18 protein-coding genes are annotated in these 20,416 nt (G+C 60.7%); 8 read left to right on the top strand and 10 right to left on the bottom strand.

Annotated features, from left to right (window positions below; genetic code table 11):
• Window positions 1-74 precede the first annotated feature (74 nt).
• Window positions 75-830 carry a MerR family transcriptional regulator gene (locus KYT97_RS30595; RefSeq protein WP_095888325.1) on the top strand — a complete coding sequence of 252 codons (756 nt, stop codon included), beginning with the start codon at window positions 75-77 and terminating at the stop codon, window positions 828-830.
• Here the strand turns inward: KYT97_RS30595 and KYT97_RS30600 are convergent.
• Window positions 822-3,467, bottom strand: coding sequence for a helix-turn-helix transcriptional regulator (locus KYT97_RS30600; RefSeq protein ID WP_245005973.1), 2,646 nt, complete (start codon window positions 3,465-3,467; stop codon window positions 822-824). The two genes, KYT97_RS30595 and KYT97_RS30600, sit on opposite strands and share 9 nt — an antisense overlap.
• 242 nt (window positions 3,468-3,709) lie before the next feature.
• Here KYT97_RS30600 and KYT97_RS30605 point away from each other — a divergent pair, with 242 nt between their 5' ends.
• Complete coding sequence (locus tag KYT97_RS30605) at window positions 3,710-4,729, top strand: helix-turn-helix domain-containing protein (protein WP_219113225.1); 1,020 nt, start codon at window positions 3,710-3,712, stop codon at window positions 4,727-4,729.
• Here KYT97_RS30605 and sthA read toward each other — a convergent pair.
• Window positions 4,713-6,125 carry a Si-specific NAD(P)(+) transhydrogenase gene (sthA, locus tag KYT97_RS30610; RefSeq protein ID WP_045068884.1) on the bottom strand — a complete coding sequence of 471 codons (1,413 nt, stop codon included), beginning with the start codon at window positions 6,123-6,125 and terminating at the stop codon, window positions 4,713-4,715. The two genes, KYT97_RS30605 and sthA, sit on opposite strands and share 17 nt — an antisense overlap.
• A 134-nt stretch (window positions 6,126-6,259) precedes the next feature.
• Here sthA and KYT97_RS30615 point away from each other — a divergent pair, with 134 nt between their 5' ends.
• From KYT97_RS30615 to KYT97_RS30625, 3 genes are read left to right on the top strand one after another with little or no spacing between them, the layout of a single operon-like run.
• A complete protein-coding gene (locus KYT97_RS30615; protein WP_033234011.1) occupies window positions 6,260-6,718 on the top strand; it encodes a MarR family winged helix-turn-helix transcriptional regulator in 459 nt (152 codons plus the stop codon).
• A complete protein-coding gene (locus KYT97_RS30620; RefSeq protein ID WP_033234010.1) occupies window positions 6,715-7,140 on the top strand; it encodes an organic hydroperoxide resistance protein in 426 nt (141 codons plus the stop codon). Before KYT97_RS30615 ends, KYT97_RS30620 begins: the two co-directional genes overlap by 4 nt.
• Window positions 7,140-8,150 (top strand): NADP-dependent oxidoreductase, encoded by a 1,011-nt coding sequence (locus tag KYT97_RS30625; protein ID WP_033234009.1) that lies wholly within the window; start codon window positions 7,140-7,142, stop codon window positions 8,148-8,150. The genes KYT97_RS30620 and KYT97_RS30625 overlap by 1 nt, the downstream gene beginning before the upstream one ends.
• Window positions 8,151-8,221: 71 nt before the next feature.
• Here the strand turns inward: KYT97_RS30625 and KYT97_RS30630 are convergent, their stop codons facing one another.
• The 5 genes from KYT97_RS30630 to KYT97_RS30650 form a co-directional block, all read right to left on the bottom strand.
• A complete protein-coding gene (locus tag KYT97_RS30630; protein WP_045068879.1) occupies window positions 8,222-9,097 on the bottom strand; it encodes an oxidoreductase in 876 nt (291 codons plus the stop codon).
• Window positions 9,098-9,146: 49 nt separating this feature from the next.
• Window positions 9,147-10,079 carry a membrane protein insertase YidC gene (yidC, locus tag KYT97_RS30635; RefSeq protein ID WP_141486456.1) on the bottom strand — a complete coding sequence of 311 codons (933 nt, stop codon included), beginning with the start codon at window positions 10,077-10,079 and terminating at the stop codon, window positions 9,147-9,149.
• A 115-nt stretch (window positions 10,080-10,194) separates the two neighbouring features.
• Window positions 10,195-10,494 carry a DUF6412 domain-containing protein gene (locus KYT97_RS30640; RefSeq protein WP_033234006.1) on the bottom strand — a complete coding sequence of 100 codons (300 nt, stop codon included), beginning with the start codon at window positions 10,492-10,494 and terminating at the stop codon, window positions 10,195-10,197.
• Between the two features lie 28 nt (window positions 10,495-10,522).
• On the bottom strand, window positions 10,523-11,371 hold the full coding sequence (locus tag KYT97_RS30645; protein ID WP_219111527.1) for an alpha/beta fold hydrolase: 849 nt from the start codon (window positions 11,369-11,371) through the stop codon (window positions 10,523-10,525).
• A 168-nt stretch (window positions 11,372-11,539) separates the two neighbouring features.
• Complete coding sequence (locus KYT97_RS30650; RefSeq protein WP_245005974.1) at window positions 11,540-13,906, bottom strand: ATP-binding protein; 2,367 nt, start codon at window positions 13,904-13,906, stop codon at window positions 11,540-11,542.
• A gap of 168 nt (window positions 13,907-14,074) precedes the next feature.
• Between KYT97_RS30650 and KYT97_RS30655 the strand changes: the two genes are divergently transcribed.
• The 3 genes from KYT97_RS30655 (at window position 14,075) to KYT97_RS30665 (ending at window position 17,211) form a co-directional block, all read left to right on the top strand.
• Entirely contained in the window at window positions 14,075-14,800 is a 726-nt protein-coding gene (locus tag KYT97_RS30655; protein ID WP_033234005.1) for a GntR family transcriptional regulator, read from the top strand.
• Window positions 14,801-14,905: 105 nt separating this feature from the next.
• Entirely contained in the window at window positions 14,906-16,477 is a 1,572-nt protein-coding gene (locus tag KYT97_RS30660) for an NCS1 family nucleobase:cation symporter-1 (protein WP_033234004.1), read from the top strand.
• A gap of 5 nt (window positions 16,478-16,482) precedes the next feature.
• The gene (locus tag KYT97_RS30665) at window positions 16,483-17,211 is read left to right on the top strand and encodes an aspartate/glutamate racemase family protein (RefSeq protein WP_219111528.1); all 729 of its coding nucleotides are present in this window, start codon (window positions 16,483-16,485) and stop codon (window positions 17,209-17,211) included.
• A gap of 18 nt (window positions 17,212-17,229) precedes the next feature.
• Here KYT97_RS30665 and puuE read toward each other — a convergent pair whose 3' ends face one another.
• From puuE to KYT97_RS30680, 3 genes are read right to left on the bottom strand one after another with little or no spacing between them, the layout of a single operon-like run.
• Window positions 17,230-18,144: an allantoinase PuuE gene (puuE, locus tag KYT97_RS30670; protein ID WP_095888322.1), complete on the bottom strand. Its 915-nt coding sequence runs from the start codon at window positions 18,142-18,144 to the stop codon at window positions 17,230-17,232.
• Window positions 18,145-18,160: 16 nt separating this feature from the next.
• A complete protein-coding gene (gene alc, locus KYT97_RS30675; RefSeq protein WP_033234001.1) occupies window positions 18,161-19,147 on the bottom strand; it encodes an allantoicase in 987 nt (328 codons plus the stop codon).
• Window positions 19,148-19,151: 4 nt separating this feature from the next.
• Window positions 19,152-20,396, bottom strand: a complete 1,245-nt coding sequence (locus tag KYT97_RS30680) for a DUF6986 family protein (protein WP_219111529.1) — start codon at window positions 20,394-20,396, stop codon at window positions 19,152-19,154.
• Window positions 20,397-20,416: the final 20 nt, after the last annotated feature.

Below are 20,416 nucleotides of genomic sequence, written 5' to 3' on the forward strand. Positions count from 1 at the left end.
TCCCCTTGACCTTGACGTTACGTCAACTTACACAATGGATACAGCGCACCGATAGAGGAAGGGAGTGGAAAACAGTGACCGAATGGTCCATCCAAGAGCTTGCCAAAGCTGCGGGAACCACCAGCAGAACCCTGCGCCACTACGGCGACCTGGGACTACTGAAACCCCATCGAACGGGAGCAGGTGGATACCGCTTCTACGACGACACAGCACTGGTTCGGCTTCAGCGAATCCTGCTGCTGCGTGAACTCGGCCTAGGACTGCCGGTCATAGCGGAGATTCTGGGCGGCGAACGAGACACAACAACCGCCCTGCACACTCACCTCGAACTGCTCGAACAAGAACGCGCCCGGATTTGTCGCCAGATCGATTCGGTGACAACAACATTGAGAAAAACCGAGAAAGGACTACCACTCATGCCTGAAGAAGTGTTCGACGGCTTCGACCACGCTCAATACAAAGACGAGGTGATCGAAAGGTGGGGTAGCGACGTATACACCAGCAGCGACAAGTGGTGGCGCTCGATGTCCGAGCAGGAGAAGACGTCTCACCTGAACGCGCACAAAGACATCGCCGCGGCGTTCGGCAAAGCCGCAGCAGACGGGCTCGGACCCGAATCCGACACCGTCCAGGCCATCACCCACCGCCAGTTCACCTGGGTCAAAACCGGTTGGCAGGGAAAAACTCCCAGCGCCGACGCATTTATCGGACTGGGACAGATGTACGTCGACGATCCACGATTCCGCGCCAACTACGACGTCCACGGTCCGGGTACGGCAGAGCTGATCCGCGAAGCGATGACCGTGTACGCAGAGACCAATCTACGGTGAGAACCGTTGGCGCACCGGTTCTGCGCCGAGCAAGGAGAGCCGGTGTGCCGCGGCAACAGCCTCGTCACGCGAATGGACACCGAGCTTTCGGTACAACCGCCGAATGTGACTTTTCATCGTGTTCTGGGTGACAAAGAGCTTCCGGGCGATATCGGCGATGGGCAGTCCGTCCGACAATCCGCGGAGCACTTCTGCCTCACGCCTGCTGAGGACCAGGCGTTCGATTGTCGGGGGATACATCTCTACCGCTTCGGATTCGAGAAAAGCGACAACAGAGCTGCTACGTGATGGTGCGCGCGTTTCGAGATCCTCGATCACTCGTCGCGGAATTGTCGAGAACGCGGAAAGAGCACCGGTGCGCTCGACCAATTCACAAGCCCTGGACCATGAATCGCCGGCATCCGACCACTCGCCCAAACTGTGATATGCCGCGGTTTCTACCAGTTTCGCCTCGGTATGCACCCTGGGATAGAAATCTGCGCTCCAGTCGATTGCCCGGCATAGTTGCAGGGCTCGCTCAGGGTTCCCCGTCAGAAAGTAGGCACGTGCCGCCGAGACCTGCACTATCGGCAAGCGGTTCCCGAGAACCGCAGCCTCGCCAATTGCCTTGGCCCCTTCACCGGCGGCCAGGAGCAGATCGATGCGCGCGGCGCTCAGCATTGCGGCACCGCTCGAGACGCCACAATTGACGGGCGGTTCGTTTGCGGCGCCGGCACGTTGAAGAGTGACCAGCCCCGCGAAAGGATCGCGCCGAGCCAATGCCCACCGCGTCCGGGCATACGCTTCGAAGGCCCACACGTCGCCAGCCGGCGAGATACCGTCGAGAATCTCGATCGCCGCAGCAGCCGCGGAAAGATCCAACGTATCCAACGCAATCAAGAGCCGGGCGATTGCGCCGCCGATATGGGACGGCGGTCCCAGCCACCCGGGAACGTCGGGTTCTACCCCTTCCGCGAGAAGCCATTGCGACGCCTCCGAAAGTCTGCCGCGCAGAACCTCATTGAGCGCCGCATTGCCGGCTGAATGTCGCGCAACAAAACGTGGACCGCTGTGAAGCGCATCCTGGTATGCGATCGCCAATTGTGTGGCTGCGTCGTCGACATTGCCGACAAGTTGAAATGCGACACCCCAGATCAGACGCAGAGCTGGTAGCTGACTTCTGAACTCGTCGATCCGGCCGACATCCAGATAGTCCGCGATATCGACGAGAGTGCGTGCGACGTCGGCTGATCGCCCGTGCTCTCCCGATGCGCGCAACACGATAACTTGAACCGTTCCGCTGTTCAGTTGGGCGAGCACGTCGGTCATCGCAGCGACGTCCGCAAGTTCCGAGGACTCCGTGTTGTAGGTGTCGAGATCCACGGAGGGTGTACGCAACCGGAACTCCAGCATGTCGCGCCCGACCTGCATGGAACGACTTGCCGACATGATCTCTTCCGGCATGGACCACATAGCTTTTCGGAGCAACCCGGAATGCGCTACCAGGAGATCCGCCCAGTGCCGGCTGAGAATGGCAGCGACCTCCGACCAGTCCTGCGCGTCGATTGCGTAGTGGACCGCATCGGCGATATCACCGTGGTCGAGGCAATACCGCGACAGTAGGAGCAACCGCTCCCTGGAAGCACCGCCGGTTTCGTCGTCGATCCTCATCAGCGCTTCACGAACGGCAGGAGGAAAATACCAATTCTCCCGATGCCGGTCGCGGAACAACAAGGCGGACGATTCGAGCCGATTCATCAGCGGGGCAACGTCGACCCCCGGGACCAACAACTGCGCTGTTGCCACGGTAACAGTCCGCGCCGCAGCGATTCGAAGCGTGAAATTCGACAACTCGGTACGCGCAGCCTTCGGAGGCACCTGGCGCTTTGTGTAGCCGTAGAGCGCCAGATCGATGCGCTGCATAATTATCTCGCGGCTACGGGAGCGCTCCGGAAGCCCGCTCACGACATCCACAGCCACCTTCATCAGCGCGGGTACACCCGCCAACCGCCCGCAGATCGAGTGGACAACATCGGCAGGCACGGCAATACCGGCTCCGGAAAACAGTGCCACTGCTTCGTCCGGTGTGTATCGCAAATCGTCTACGGTCAGGCTCTCCTCGATGCGGACGTTGTCCAGGACCTCCACGGATGCTCGATCTTGCAGTGTGACAATTATTTTCAATCCCGGCACGTCGTCGATCAGGGCAGTGAGCCGCTCACCGAGGCCATGCCCCTCGATCAGATCCACCCGGTTGAACACCACCACGAACGGCACAGTCGATGCCGCAAGATACTCGCGCATCTCGCGTTCGGGGTGCGCGTGATTATCCGCGAGCCTCGGAACTGCCTCGCAGGAATCCTGAATGACGGTCAGTGCCTTGTCCCAGTAGTCGATGTGATTTGTGGGCGCATCAGGCGCAGGCACCCACACCACCGGCCGATTCGGCAATGGAGCCGGGGCCGACAACCACAATCCGGCGAGTGCGGTTTTACCAAACCCGCGGGGAGCGTCGAGAACAGTCAATCCCGACGGCGATTGCATCAGCTTGACGAGTCGAGCACGGGGCGTCGACGACGCGGCCCCCAGCAGCCTGCGGCGCACGGAGACACGACTTCTGGGCTTGCGGTCGATCGGATCCGACTTCGATCCGGGCACTACGCGAGCCCTACTGCGGGCACGCCCCGAAACCGGGAGGCAAACCCCCGGCCCGAGCAGAAATTCCACACAGATCCGCGCATAGTATCGACCATAGGCCCATGTCCACCGCAGTGTGAATGCGAAGCGTCTCCATTTCATGCCCGCTTTGTCTCACTTTGTGGCGCCGATCACTTATCTCTGCTATTTTCCGGAAAGCGCCCCTGACCTGGCCTATTTCACATAACATCCCCCGCGTGCCCATGATTGAGCCCCGGATTGACATATCCACGGGATTTGTGGACGCGGCGGACCGTGACGACTACTGGCGAGCAGCGACTCGGCCCTTCTACGTCACCGAACGCGCCGGCCGAGATGTCCCACTTCACGGGACGATCTCGGGTACTGCCACCGGGACGTCACTGATCGGCGAGACCACCGTCAACAGTCAGAACTACGTACGAAACCGTCGACTGATCACGGAAAGCGAACTGGACGATCACTACGTGGTCCAGGCGTGGACAGCCGGCGCGATGGGCGGCGACGCCGACGGTGTCGACTTCCTCGTCCGGACGAACGAGGTCTCGTTTGTCGATTTAGGCAAACCGCTTCGCGCGAGCGTCCGGACACACTCGCAGCGCACTGCCCGCACGATCAGTCTGGTTGTGCCGCGTGCACTCGTCGAGGCCTCGTCGCACGGTCGCTCCTTGCACGGCACCGTCCTGACGGGCACGCCCGCGGTAGTTTTCTCGCAGTGCCTGCAGTCGATCTCGGACGCACTCCCCCACCTCGACTTCGCTGGCGCGGCGCAGTACGAAAACGTTGTCGAATCGCTGCTGAAAGCCAGTGTGGGGCACGTTGCACCCGAGCAACAACTTCGAGCACCTCCGGAGGGTCTTCGAGCGCGCGCCCTGGTGTACATTCTCGATCATCTCGGCGAGAGTTGGCTCAGCCCTACGACAATCTGCGTTGCACTGGCAGTCTCCCGGGCGCAGCTCTACCGTGCGTTCAACGACGACGGTGGGATTGCGCAGGTGATCCGCCGTAAGCGACTAGAACATGCGTACCGCGAACTGACGACACCGGATTCCGCCGACGCGTCCGTCGAAGATATCTCTCGCCGTTGGGGATTCACGTCAAAACCGCACTTCGTACGAGCCTTCGAGGCTTACTACGGCACTACTCCGAGCAGAGTGCGGCTCGAAGGCCGGCGCACGATCGGGAATCCGTCGATCAACCGCATTCACCGCCACCTGACATCGTTGTCTACTGGAACTGCTTGAGGGCCCTGATCTTATTCATCACGTCGAGGGCAGCAACCTTGTACGCCTCGGACAGCGTCGGGTAGTTGAAGACCGCATCCACAAGGTATTCCACGGTACCGCCGCACCCCATGACCGCCTGTCCGATGTGGACGAGATCTGTTGCTCCCGAACCGAAGATGTGAACCCCGAGTAACTTGAGGTCGTCCGTGGATACCAGAATTTTCAGCATTCCGTATGAGTCACCGGCGATCTGACCGCGGGCAAGTTCGCGGTAGCGCGACACCCCGACCTCGTACGGCACCGATTCCTCGGTCAAGTCGACCTCGGTTGCGCCGACGTATGACACCTCGGGAATCGAGTAGATGCCGATAGGCTGCAAGTCCATCAACTTCGCGCCAGGTTCTTCGAACGCGTGATACGCCGCCAGTCGACCCTGATCCATGGAAGTGGCTGCAAGAGCCGGGAATCCGATGACATCGCCGACGGCGTAAATGTGCTCGACCTTGGTGCGGAAATTCTCGTCCACGTAAATTCGGCCGCGGTCGTCGGCCTCGAGTCCGGCATTCTCCAACGCCAGAGGCGCGGTAAGACCTTGACGCCCAGCCGAATACATGACGGTTTCGGCTGGAATTTGCTTGCCGCTACCCAACGTGGTGAGAGTTCCGTTGGCGCCGACGTCGACGGCAGTCACCTCCTCACCGAATCGAAACGTCACCGCCAGATCCCGCAAGTGATACCGAAGCGATTCGATGATCTCAGGGTCGCAGAAGTCCAGCATCGAGGTTCGTTTCTCCACGACGGTGACCTTGGTGCCGAGCGCGGCGAACATCGACGCGTATTCGATTCCGATAACACCAGCGCCGACCACGACCATGGTGCCGGGAATGGACGTCAGATTCAGGATTCCGTCGGAATCGAGAACTCGGTGGCTGTCGAACGAGACGCCCGCCGGACGCGCAGGCAGTGTGCCCGTGGCGATCACGACGAACTTCGCGGTAATCGTCATCTTGTCGCCGCGCGAAGCATCCTCGACGAGGATGGTGTGCGCGTCGACAAATGACCCGACCCCGACCAGCAGTTCGACGCGGTTACGCAAGAGTTGTGATCTCACCACCTCGATCTCCTTGGTGATGACATGCTGCGTTCGAGCCAACAGATCCGCCGGTGTGATGTTTCCCTTCACCCGGTAGCTCGCGCCGTACAGTTCGCGCTGATTCATGCCGGTCAGATAGAGAACCGCCTCCCGCAACGTCTTCGACGGAATGGTGCCGGTATTGACACACACTCCCCCGAGCATGTTCCCCTTCTCGACCATGGCCACTCGTTTACCCAGCTTGGCGGCCGCGATTGCCGCCTTCTGCCCGCCCGGGCCGGAGCCGATGACAACCAGGTCATATTCCGTCGAATCGCTCATCGTTCAGAAGTACCGTCCACACGCGTCGGACAGGTGGCAGGCGTGTCAATACTCCGTGAACGACCGCAGGCGTCCAAGATCGATTTTGCACAGCTAGGTTGTGCACAACTAAACTGTGCGCTACAGTATTTCTTGTGACCAACCCGCTCGCCCTCGAACACCAACTCTGCTTCGCCCTCTACTCGGCGTCGCGAGCAACCACGGCCGCCTACCGAACCATGCTGGAGGACCTGGGAATTACGTATCCCCAGTACCTGGTCCTGCTGACACTGTGGGAACGCGACGGCCGCGGCGTTCGGGATATCTGCGACGCCCTTGATCTCGACACCGGCACTCTCTCGCCGCTCCTCAAGCGACTGGAAAGCCAAGGGCTCATCGAGCGCCGACGCCTGACCAGTGACGAGCGCCGCGTCGAGATTCACCTGACCGAGAGCGGTTTGGCACTGCGCAGCAAGGCAGAAGACATACCCCGCACGCTCGCCGAGGCAACGGGACTTGATCTCGACGAACTGGTGAAACTCCGGGAAGTCCTGGTCCGGCTAGGCAAGCACCTTCAAACATCCAACGCTGTCGACGGAAAGAAGAAGCCATGAACATCGTGTACACCGCAGAAGCACTGGCCACCGGCGAAGGTCGCAACGGCCACGCCCGCACCTCCGACGGACGCCTCGATCTCGGCCTGGCCATCCCGAAGGAAATGGGCGGCAGCGGCGACGGCACCAATCCCGAGCAGCTCTTTGCCGCCGGATATGCGGCGTGCTTCCACTCTGCACTGCAGATGGTCGCCCGAGCGGAGAAAGCCAATGTTGCGGACTCTGCGGTAGGCGCTCGCGTCGGCATCGGCCCGAACGACGCCGGCGGTTTCGGACTTGCTGTGACGCTTGAAGTTTCACTTCCCCATTTGCCCCATGAACAGGCCGTCGAGCTGACGGAGAAGGCGCACCAGGTGTGCCCGTACTCCAACGCAACTCGCGGCAACATCGAGGTCACCCTCGAAGTAAGTAAGGACGATTAATGAGTTCCACCCCCACAATCAGCCGCGAGATCCACCTTGCATCCCGGCCGAACGGTTGGCCGACCCCCGAGAACTTCTCCACAGTCGAGGTCGAGCTTCCCGAACTCGAAGACGGCCAGATCCTGGTGCGCAACATCGCGATCTCGGTCGATCCGTACATGCGTGGACGCATGAACGACGTGAAGTCGTACCTGCCGCCCTTCCAGATCGGCGCGGCTCTCGACGGTGGCGCAGTCGGAGAGGTTATCGCCTCGAAGTCCGCCGATCGCACTGTCGGAGACGTTGTCGTCCACGGCCTCGGGTGGCGCGAGTACGCGATTCTCGACGGGACAGCCGTCACTCCCGCTGATACGTCCATTGCCCCGGCCACGGCCTACCTCGGTGCGCTCGGCATGACGGGCCTCACCGCGTACGCGGGACTGACAGCTGTTGCCGAGTTCAAAGAAGGTGACACCGTATTCGTCTCCGGCGCAGCAGGAGCCGTCGGATCACTGGTCGGCCAGATCGCAAAGCTCCTGGGTGCCAAGCGTGTGATCGGCAGCGCGGGTTCTCCGGCGAAGGTCGCTCGTCTCCTCGAACTCGGCTTCGATGCCGCGTTCGACTATCACGACGGACCGGTCACCGAACTTCTCGCTGCTGCCGCACCCGACGGAATCGACGTCTACTTCGACAACGTCGGCGGTGAACATCTCGAGGCGGCTATCGACGCCATGAATTCTGGCGGCCGAATCGCGATGTGCGGAGCCATCGCTCAGTACAACACCACCGAAAAGCCCACTGCCCCCAGCAACTTGGCGGCAGCGATCGGCAAGCAGCTCACATTGCGCGGATTCCTGGTTGGCGGATACCGCCATCTCGGCCCCGAGTTCCGCACCCACATGGCGGGGTGGCTCGCCGACAACAAGATTGCGTGGGACGAGACCAAAGTCGAAGGTCTCGACAATGCCCCGCAGGCGTTCATCGATCTGATGCGCGGCGCGAACACCGGCAAGATGGTTGTCACGCTGTAACAGCGGAACTGATGTAACAGTGCAACTGCTGCAATGGCCGCGAATCCCACTGGGGTTCGCGGCCATCGGCGTCACAGTCCGAACGACACTCCGGTCAACTTCTCGGAAAGCGTCCACAGGCCCGCTGCGGTCTCGGTATCGTGCGATTTCTTGTTCGAGCCAACCACTTTCGGGTATCCACGCTGCTCGAACGGACCGTCCGGGCCGATATAGCTGCCGCCGAATGCATCAGGAACGGTTGCCGCATACAGCTCCGGCAATGCGCCCATCTCCGCAGACTGCGCGATGATCCGGTTGCCGATGCCCATGAGCTTGTCGAAGACGGACTCGGTGTGGCCCTGCAGGTTTGTCGACGCATACCCCGGATGCGACGCCAATGCCTTGAGCGGCGAACCCGACGCAGCCAGTTTGCGTTGAAGTTCGTACGTGAACAGCAGATTGGCGAGTTTGGACTGCCCGTACGCCAGCCACCGGTTGTATTTGCGATGCTCGAAGTTGAGATCATCGAGATCGACGGTTCCCAGTTGGTGCAGTGCGCTCGACATCGTCACGACACGATCCGTCAGCTTGTCCTTCAGCAAGCCGGTGAGCGCAAAATGCCCCAGATGGTTTGTGCCGATCTGCATTTCGAAACCGTCGACAGTCCGGCGAAACGGTATCGCCATGACACCGGCGTTGTTTACCAGAACGTCGACGGCGTCTGTGGCGTCGGCAAATGCCCGCACCGACGCGAGATCCGCAAGATCGAGTTGCCGTACCACCGCGTTGGAACCGATCTCCGCCGCAATGGGTTCAGCCTTCGATGTGTCGCGGCACGCAAGTACTACGGTTGCGCCCGCTTTGCCCAATGCCCGTGCAACTACCTCCCCCAACCCACTGTTGGCCCCGGTCACCACAAACGTGCGGCCGGTCTGATCGACAACGTCTTCTGCAGTCCACTTGGTCATGAAATCCAGCGTACGTGTGTTACCAGCCGGTAGGGAGTGCTGATTTCCGTCACGATTTCCGTTTTGCCTTGGTCGGCTTGGCACCAGGAAGAGGCGCTGTGGACGCGGAGCCTGGCGGGATCTGCACATCTGCCTCGCGCTGCTCCGCCGCAATCCGGCCGTACACAAAATGCTGTTGCGCGAATGTCCAGCAGTTGTTGCTCACAAAATAGATCAGGATCGCGACCGGCACAAACGCACCGAAGGCAACCACTCCGACCGGAAACACCCACAACGCGAGTTTGTTCATGATCGCCGTTTGCGGGTTGACGGTCCCGGTGTCCACCTGCCTCGCGATAGATGCCCGCGACGTGAAGTGCGTCGCCACCGCGGCAAAGATCATCAGCGGAACTGCGACCAGAACTATGGACAGCCGGGTCACATCGCCAAACGCCTCCAATTGCGCGGCCGGACTCGAAATCATCGCCGACAGCGGCGCCCCGAACAGCTTCGCATCGAGAAACGACTGCACATCCGAGGCACTGAAAAAGTAGTTCGCAGTGTTCGCGTTGTCGGCGATGGACATGGGTTCGGTAGGGCTGAGGAACGGGACGTGGGTAGCCGCTCCCGTCCGATTGAACGACCGCAGAACGTGATACAGGCCGATGAAGACCGGAGCCTGAATAAGCATCGGCAAACATCCGAGCAGCGGGCTGTAGTTGTGTTCTTTCTGGAGCTTTGCCATCTCCGCGGCAAGCTTCTGATTGTCGCCGGCGTACTTCTTCTGCAATGCCTTGATCTGCGGTTGTAATTTCTGCATCACCAACTGCGTGCGGACCTGTTTGACAAACGGTTTGAAAAGAATCGCTCGGAGCGTGAAGACGAGAAACACCACGGACAGTGCCCAGACGACACCGCTGTCGGGTGCTCCCGAAACCAGGGAGAAAACCTTGTGCCAGAACCACAAGATTCCGGATACGGGGTAATAGATGAAATCAAGCATGATGAATGAACCTCACCAAGAGGCACGCTCGAGCAGAATGCGAGCGCGGGGAATGGTCGTGGGCTGAGCTTCGCTGACCGACCTACGACGGGTTTCTCACCCGCGCGGTGCCAGACTACAGACCAATTCCCGGAGCTCGGGGTTGTGGACGACCAGGGGCGTCCGGGCTGCTCTGCCTGCGGAAAGACCCACGCAGACAACGCTCGTCACGGGCCGGCCCACTCGACGAGCGCGCAAACAGTTGCAGAAGCTCGCTGCGGGGCGACGTCGCCAATGCGGCAACAACAAACACAGCAATCGCGGTTCCCAGAACCGCGGCACTGCCCGATGAACCGAGCGGTGGAGTAGCGAGCATCGCGATGAACGGCAGCAGAAGCAGCAACAACGATCGCGTCGCCGTTCCCTGCCTGTTCATGGATTCGAAGATACACGGTAGTTGGCGGTCAACCGACGAGTTCTGTGGCCGAATCGGAAAGCACGTGCGTCAATAACTGCCCGAACAGTTCGGCGTCGTCGATCAGCCAGTTGTGGTTGCCACGAACTTCGTGAACTCGAGGATCTACGAGGGCGGCACGAATCGCGTCGAAGCTTGCGCGTGGGATCACCTGATCGCCGACGCTCCACAGCATCGACACCGGCATCGCACGTTCTGCCATCGTTTCGAACAGTGCGATGAGATCGGCGTTCCTGGCCAAGTTCGCCGTGCGCCACAACGAACCGGCATTGCGGACCGCATTGGGAACTACCTCGTCCAACAGCAACTGCATAGGTCCACGGGCCGGGAAGGTCGCAATGGCTTCAGCTATCGCCGAGCCGCACCAATTCAACAGCGGTCGCTGACGGCTCGGGTACTCGCGCCCGGACGAATGTGACCACGCACCACCACCGACCGAGTTCACCAACACCAGCTGGGAAACCAGGGTCGGGCGATCATGTGCCACCGCTGCCGCCACTCCACCACCGAACGAATGTCCCACAACGGTTACCGGACTGTTCACCCCGATCGCGTCGAGAAATCGACCCACCCACTTCGCGTAGCCGTCAAAAGTGCGATCGCTCGGCTCGAGTTCTGCGCTGCCGCCGAGTCCGGGAAGTGTGGGCGCGATCACGCGAAAACCCCTGTTGACCAGCGATGCAAGCGACGAGCGATACGCACGCGGCGACAAGCCCCACCCATGCAGAAAAACAACCAACTCGCCGTCCCCGCCTTCCGCGAAGTCCACGCTTCGCGAGTCGACCACGGCTGTGTCCCATTCGATGGACGCATCGGGGTCGGCGGTGTTGACGGGCATGATCGGATCCAGTTTCTCGGTCGAAAAGTGCGGTTGGCACTCGGTCGACCTCGACACTGCCGTGCATCCGACGTCTGAGCGACGGCCGAACTACCTGGATCGGTACCTGGATTTGTACCTGCATTTCGGGCACTGCGGTGACGACCTGGTGTTTTGCAGTAGAAGCCCTCACGGCCGATCTATGGATCGCGCAGCGCCTTGCGATTCCTCTTCGTGTGCGTGAGAAACTGCCCACGCCGCGATCTGCGCCCGGGAATTGAATCCCAGTTTTGTCAGCACATGCTCCACGTGCCCCTGAGCGGTGCGCACCGAGATGAAGAGGCGCTCTGCGATAGCGCGGTTCGTGAGGCCCTGAGCCACGAGTTCCGCAACTTGCTGCTCGCGGCGTGTGAGTCGAATTGCCTCGCTCGACGATGCAGCCTGGGCACTGCGACGCTCGTCGAGTGCGTATGCGACGGCTTCACCTTCGGTCATCACACTCCCTCTGTGAAACTCCCTGTCGAAAGCACTCTCACCCAGAGCCTTTCGAACACTCTTCATCGCCTTGTCGCGGTGAGCCGACAACCTCGAGAGTCCGGAGAGCGGCCGCCCGATCTTCTGCCAGTACATCGCTGCGGCGCCAAGCAGAACCGCTGCATGTTTCCAATCACGTTGCGCTGCAGCAGTCCAGGCCAACGATTCAACACACCAAGCGGCGTTCATCGAAGAATTGTCAGTCCGTAAGCTACCTGCCGAACAGTCACTCGCGCGCGCGAAGTCACCCCGAAGCCAAGCTACGAGTCCGAGGAACCCCAACGCGTGGGCATGATTCGTCACTTCGTGCAGCGGCACGGTGATCTCGAGACACTCGTCGAAACACTCCACCGAACGATCCAAAGAACCGGCAATTAGGTAGGCGAGCCCGAGGGTGTTCAGAACGATCACCATGTGCTGGAGATCTTCGTCGACTCGAAACATCGCCAGAGCATATTCCAACTTCGCTGTAGCAGTGTCGAATTCACCCGCAGACGTGTCGACGTACCCGTCTGCCCAGGCTGCCAGGGCTCTCGAGCGCACGTCTCCCACGACCTCGGCAAGGCGCCAACCCTCGTCGACCAATTCGCGTGCACGCAAGTAATCGCCCTGCATCGCATGCGCCGCTGCGCCTCCGCACAAGACGTCCGCGCGATACATGTCCGTCTCGGCGGCTGTGGCGTCAAGGGTTCGATCAGCCCAGTACCGCAGCGGGCCGATCAGGCCGTCAGCCACCCACAGTTGGTACAAGGCGGCAACTATTCGAGTCGCAGACCGCACCTGTCCTGGCGTCGAAATCGAAAACTCCAGCGCGTCGTCGACATTGCGCTGTTCACGCCTCAACCATGCGATCCATTCGGCCTGCCTGCTGCTGATCCAGTCGGAATCCGCTCGGACAGCAAGATCTTCGAACCAATCGCGATGGCGGCGATGCACGTCGAACTGTTCCCCGGTGGCCTCCAACTTTTCACTCCCGTACTCCCGGAGAAGATCGAGAAGACGGTAGCGAACGACACCGTCGGATTCCTCACGAATGAGGATGGATTTCTCGACCAAGCCGGTGACGATATCGAGCACTTCCGTCGAACTCATGTCCTGCCCGCACACACCTTCGGCAGCATCGAGGTCGAACCCACCCGAGAACACGCTCAGCCTTCCCCACAACCGTTGTTCCAGCGGCGAGCACAGGTCATAGCTCCAATCGATCGACAAACGAAGCGTCTGCTGACGACTCGGTGCGCCACGTCCACCCAAGGTGAGGAAACGGTAACGATCCGAGAGCCGATTCATGATCTGCTCCACAGACATACCCCGCAGACGGGCGGCCGCCAACTCGATCGGCAACGGCAATCCGTCCAGATCCTGGCAAATCCGAGCAACAGCATCCTTGTTCTCGTCGGTCAGCACAAAGCCCGGAACAACGGACGCCGCGCGCTCGGTGAACAGCGACACGGATTCGTACTGGGCAAGGCCCTCGAATTCGCGCGACTGTTGCTGTGGCGTCGTGAGCGAGGGAACTCGCATCGTCACCTCACCGCCCATTCCCAGCGATTCTCGACTCGTCGCCAGAATCTTCACCCCGGCGCACCGACGCAGAATCTCACCGGCAAACCGCGCAACAGAATCCACCAGGTGTTCACAGTTGTCGAGCACCAACAGCAGACTCCGGTCCGCGCAGTAGTCGATGATCGCGTGCAGCGGATCCGACGAGACCGGCCGCACACCGAGCCTCACCGCGACGTAGTCGTCGAGTAATTTCGGATCAGTCTGCTCGCCCAGTTCCACCAACCAGACCCCGTCGCGGAATGCTCGCTGCACCGTGCTCGCCAGACGGATGGCAAGTCGTGTCTTACCTACTCCGCCGATACCAGTCAAGGTCAGTAGACGCGATTCCTCGAACAACCTTCTGGCCTCGGATAACTCGCGTCGACGTCCGACAAAACTGCTCAGCTCATGGGGCAGATTCCCGATCACGCGCTGATCGGTCGCGCCCCGCGCCGCGGGTACCATCGACCGTCTCACTTCCTTCTCGAACCTTTTCAACGCTACCCCGTTCGTCCACGTCTGCGCCGTTCGCACAGGGAGAATCATCGGCTCGTTCGATTCGTGGCAGCTACGTAGTTGTCACGCACACGCAACATCGAGTTTCTACTCTGTTTCTACGCATAACAGACGAGAAGGGAGTTCGCCATGGCACCGCGCCGTAGATCAGTGCTGCTGACGCAATTGGTGATCGATACTCCCGGAAGTCCCCAGCAAGCAATCCTCGACGAACTGCGTCGAGTCATTCTTTCCGGATCGGCGCCTCCGGGCACACCCATTCCGCTGGCCGAAGTCGCCGAGCGCTTCGGGGTCAGCCGAATACCCGTCCGGGAGTCACTCAAGACGCTGGTCGGTGAATCGCTGGTCGATCACCGACACCAATTCGGATACACCGTCGCGCAACTGACACCCGCCGAACTGCGTGAAATGTACATAGTCCGCGAGACCTTGGAATCTGCTGCGCTCAGCGTTGCCGTCGAACAAGCAACCAAGGAGGACCACGCTCACGCCGTCGAGGTGAACTCGAGACTCGAAATCGCTCTGCGCTACGACGACTCACACTCGTATCACTGCGAAAGCCGTAACTTCCACTTGGCGCTGACACGGCCGTCGAACATGCATCGCCTTCTACACATGTTCGAGGCGGCCTGGAACATCACCGAACCGGTCCAGCCGATGGTTCACGTTGCCGGCGTCGATCGAACCGTCCTCCATTCCGATCACACCGCGATGCTCGATGCGTTCTTGAGACGCGATACGGAAGCACTGCTGGCCGCATCCGAGATTCACCACAACCGACTCAACTCTGTGATCGCAACACTGCCGACCGACACCGGACTGCTCGCCGAAAAAGATATACCGATCTCGCAATAGTTGTGCAACACAAGCTGGATATCTTTCTCTCAACACAATTTTCACCACTGGCGCTGAGAGCGTGTGCACCTTCCCCTGCCTTCTGCCCGATGCACAGGAGCTGTCATGACCGATATCCTTCCGACCACAACCGCAAGCGCCGCGCCGCCGACCGGACCCGGCCACGGGGACCTCGTCGAGGCCGCCGGGCATCCTGTCGGTAGCGGCTTGATCAAACCCGACTACGACCCGCGATTGACCAACGAGGATCTGGCACCGCTACGTAAGCAGACGTGGACGTCGTACAACATCTTCGCGTTCTGGATGTCCGACGTGCACAGCGTAGGCGGGTATGTCACGGCCGGAAGCCTTTTCGCGCTGGGGCTAGCCAGCTGGCAAGTACTGGTTGCACTACTGGTCGGCATCACCATCGTGTACTTCTTCTGCAACCTTGTCGCCAAACCCAGTCAGGCAACCGGCGTTCCGTATCCCGTGATCTGCCGTAGTGTGTTCGGCGTCCTCGGAGCGAATATCCCGGCGATCATCCGCGGCCTGATTGCTGTGGCCTGGTACGGAATTCAAACGTTTCTCGCCTCAGCGGCCCTCGATGTCGTGCTCATCAAGCTCTTTCCCTCCCTCGCGCCATACGCCGTGGTCGAGGACTACGGATTTGCCGGCCTATCGGCCCTTGGCTGGGGCAGTTTCATGCTCCTGTGGGTACTGCAGGCCTGCGTGTTCTGGCGAGGCATGGAGTCGATCCGCAAGTTCATCGACTTCTGCGGACCGGCCGTGTACGTCGTCATGTTCATGCTGTGCGGCTATCTCATCTACAAAGCCGGTTGGAGCGCAATAGATCTCACTCTCGGTGACGTCAAGTACGACGGCTTCGACGCGGTGCCGGTCATGCTCGGCGCTATCGCTCTCGTGGTCTCGTACTTCTCCGGGCCGATGCTCAACTTCGGTGACTTCTCCCGCTACGGTAAGTCCTTTGCGGCAGTCAAGAAGGGCAACTTTCTGGGCCTACCGGTTAACTTCCTCGTGTTCTCCGTGCTGGTTGTCGTCACCGCCTCGCTGACCCTCCCGGTTTACGGCGAACTGATCACCGATCCCGTTGCCACAGTCGCTCGTATCGACAGCACGTTTGCGATTGTTCTCGGCGCCCTGACCTTCACCATCGCCACCATCGGCATCAACATCGTCGCCAACTTCATTTCACCGGCATTCGACTTCTCCAACGTCAGCCCACAGAAGATCAGCTGGCGGGCCGGCGGAATGATCGCGGCAATCGGATCCATCCTCATCACCCCGTGGAACCTGTACAACAACCCCGACGTCATCCACTACACACTGGAAACCCTGGGAGCGTTTATCGGACCCCTATTCGGAATCCTGATCGCCGACTACTACCTCGTGCGCAAGCAGAAGGTGATCGTGGACGAACTGTTCAGCATGTCGCCCACCGGAACCTACTGGTACAGCAAGGGTTACAACCCGGCAGCCGTCATTGCCACCGTGGTGGGTGCCGTTGTCGCCATGGCCCCGGTGCTCGGCAAGGATCTCACCGGGATGTACACCGCAGCGCAGTACAGCTGGTTCATCGGCTGTGGGCTCGGATTTGCCGTCTACTACCTACTCGCCACCCGCACGTCACTCGCGGTCAAGAACGTCCCCGCTCCCGAACCTGCAGAGGTCAGCTGACCATCATGAAGATCAAGGTGATCAACCCCAACACCACGTGGGCGATGACCGCCAAGATCGAGGAATGTGCCCGGGCCGTCGCAGGCCCGGGCATGTTCGTCGACGCGGTCAGTCCCGCAACGGGTCCGGCGTCCGTCGAAAGTCACTACGACGAGGCACTCAGTGTTCCAGGAATTCTCACCGAAATCGCAACTGGCGAGATCGACGGCGTCGACGGCTACGTCATCGCGTGCTTCGGAGATCCGGGATTGGACGCCGCCCGAGAATTAGCCACCGGCCCAGTTGTTGCGATCGCCGAAGCCGCCATGCATTACGCCAGTTTCCTCGGCCGCGGATTCTCCGTCGTGACCACGTTGGGCCGAACCCGTGGCCGTGCAGCTGATCTGGTGGAACGCTACGGCATGGGTCGACATTGTCTCGGCATTCACTCGTGCGAAATCCCGGTCCTCGACTTGGACTACAATCCGGATTCCCGAAAGGTCATCCTGGAAGCATGTTTCGACGCTCTGGATCGTGATGGCTCGGACGCGATAGTTCTGGGCTGCGCGGGCATGGCAGATCTGTGCCGCTCCCTGTCCGACGAACTCGGGGTGCCCGTAGTCGACGGGGTCACAGCCGCGGTGACGATGGTCCAGTCTCTTGTCACCCTCGGCCTGTCCACAAGTGCGCGGAACGAATTTGCCCGCCCGATCCCGAAGCCGTACACCGGCATACTGGCGCCGTACGAACTCTAGCTGCGCAGGACGCCCTCCCTAAGCGGGATGGACAGCCTTCCAATGCTCAGCAATATCGATCCGACGCGTGATCCACACCTTCTCATGTGACTGCACGTGGTCGAGGAATCGCTCGAGGGCCGCAGCGCGGGCGGGGCGGCCGACTATGCGGCAGTGCAATCCGACCGACAGCATTTTCGGTGCCCCGGCGGTCCCCTCGGAGTACAGCACGTCGAAGGCGTCACGCAGATGCGCAAAAAACTGATCGCCACTGGGAAAGCCTGCCGGAGAGGCGAATCGCATGTCATTGGTGTCGAGTGTGTACGGAACCACCAGATGCTTCACCGACTCCTCGCCTCGAGGCACGTCAACCCAGTACGGCAGGTCGTCGGCGTACGAATCCGAGTCGTAGACAAATCCGCCATGCTCTACAACCAGCTCACGGGTGTTCGGTGAATCACGTCCGGTGTACCACCCGAGCGGGGCGGACCCCGTCAGATCCCGCAGGATGTCGACGGCTTCGGCCATATCCGTGCGCTCACGCTCGACGTCCGCCGACTGATACGACAACCACCGCAGTCCGTGGCACGCGATCTCATGTCCCAGTTCACCAAAAGCGCTGACCGCCTCAGGGTTACGTTGCATGGCACGCGCCACCGCAAAAATTGTCAGCGGGAGATTGCGCCGCTCGAAGATCCCGAGAACTCGCCACAATCCGGCGCGAGATCCGTACTCGTACAGCGATTCCATGCTCATGTGGCGATTCGGAAACGCCTCTGCCGGAGTCATTTCCGACAGAAACGTCTCCGAAACGTCATCACCGTCGAGGACGTTACGCTCGCCGCCCTCTTCGTAGTTGAGCACGAACTGGACCGCAATCCGCGCATCGCCGGGCCAATGCGGGTGGGGAGGATTCTTGCCGTACCCCACCATGTCACGCGGATAGTTGTTCATGGCAACAACTTTACCGTCATTGCCCGTCGAGCACAGCTCGAGCTGCCGGTGTCAGAGTTCCGAAAACACGCAGCCGAGCGAGCCCGCCGTCCGGGAAGACATCCAACCGTACGTCGGTTACCGGGACGTCGCTCTCGATCAGGAAGCGATGACGCGTATCCGGCCGGAACGTGGTGCGCGGCAACAATTCGATCCATTCGCCGCGCGGCGTGCGTCCGGTCAGCGCGCCGGCACCTGGAGCGTTGCCGAGGAAGTACGACGTGTCGATCTCGACAAAACTCAACGAACCTTCGCCGGCGAGTTGCACTTGCACCCAATCATTTCCGTCGTCGCGGCGGCGCGCAGTCTCCCAGCCGTCACCCATCGATGCTGCTCGACCGGGGAACAGAATGTTCTGCGGTGAGCTGTAGAACATGTTGGAACAGTCGGTTACTCGTCCACCGTTCTCGAGCGCCGCAAGATCGAGCGGCCCGGCATCGAGGAACCGTGGATCCGGCCGTGCTTCACCGTGCACGCGGAAGCGGGCCACGCCGCCGTCCGGGTAGATGGTGAGCTTGACGTGGGTCCAGCGCTGATCCGAGCTCACGTCGAACGGATTCTCCGAGTCACCGGCGACCGCGGAGCGCTCGACAATCGTCTGCCAGTCGGCCGATTGCGCCAACTCTGCCGGATCCGGATACCCGTCGACACTGATCGCTTCCACCGAAATCTCGGGCGGGTAATTGCCCTTGAACCACGCTGTATCAACCACAACGCCGTGGACGACGCCCGGAACACCGAGTCGGACAATCGCTTCGTCGTGGCCGGCGACGCGACGTCGACGGGTTTCCCAACCGTCGTAGACCTGCCCTTTATGGCCGAATGTCGCGGGTTGGTATCCCGCCTTACCCGGTCGGATCAACGCTTCACGCTCGGCAAATGCTTCGTCATTCGCCCAGATCACAGCGCCGCCAAGCGTCCGCAACGCCAAGTCTGGATAAGCGGTGAAATCAGTGGTTGTCATAGATTCAGTTCACTCCTGTGTTGACAGTGGTTCGTCCCACCAAGCTTCGTAGCGAGGCTGTATCGGCAGAGGGCGCAAGAGCAAGAACGCCGGCCTCGGCAAAGGCACCCGCGTCCAGCCCGCGCAGGACAACGGCAGCCAATGCCTGCGCTGTTGCCGGCTCGTCCATCACACTCCCACCCTGACGATCGAGGTAGGCCTGAATTCGCGGCGCTGCGGCGGTCAAGGCTCCGCGGTAGAAGTTTGTCGTCGCGAGCCATCGCGTCACCAGATGCCCGGGATGCATGTCCCAGCCCTGGTAGTAGCCACGCTCGAGCGATCGCATGACAAGCCGATGATGCCGTGTAATGGCGTCGTGAATCATGTCGGGGGTTCCCACCGGGGCAATCTGCGTGGAACCGTCGCACACCCACACCCCGGTCTGAGCGGCTGCGGCGAGCATCACCGCCTTGGCATGATCTGCAACGGGATGCTCGAGCGATTGAAAGCGCGATGCGATTCCGCATGCGGCACTGTAATCGTAAGTACCGTAGTGCAATCCGGTCAGTCGACCCTCACTGCGATGAATAGCCGGCGCAACCGCAATGGTTCCGTCCGCAGCAATCACAGCCTGCGGACTTTCGATCTGCAGCTCGAATCGCAGGGATCCCGTCGCCAACCCGTGGGCCTTCTCCAACTCCTCGCACAACAGCACCGTCGCGGTAACCTGCTCTACCGCACGAAGTTTGGGAACGGTGAATACAAATCCAGCTGGCACTCCACCGGCGGCGTCCAGAACCAATTCGAGAGTGCGAATGGATCGCCGACGCTCACTCGCCGGCATTCCTTTGAACCTGATGCCGCACCAACTCGGACCGTACGGGTCCGCACTGATCGCTGCCAGGGTCCGACCTGCGTTCCGCGCGGCGGCATCCTCTTCCTGGTCCTCGCGTCGCCCGTATCCGTCTTCGAAATCGATCCGTAAGTCCTGGACGGGTGTGCGACCCAACAGAACACGGACATCGTCGAGTGCATTCTCGGTGTCGAGATCGGCAAAAACATCAACATGGGCATCAAGCAGTTCGATTGCCTGCTCACCCCACGACCGCGGAGTATCGACACCTGCGTCGGCAGCACTGACGTACACGGTGTGCACCGGTTGAATCTCGTCGCGGTTGCCGGGGTACTGGCTTGCGAGTCTCGAATCGACGGGGTCGAGCAACTGTGCCAATCTGTCGTGAACAGCTGTGGGAAGGCGAGGCTCGGTCATCGACCAATAGTCGCAGACTG

Origin of the sequence: Rhodococcus globerulus, from assembly GCF_019334125.1 — a bacterium.
Lineage (GTDB): Bacteria > Actinomycetota > Actinomycetes > Mycobacteriales > Mycobacteriaceae > Rhodococcus_F > Rhodococcus_F globerula.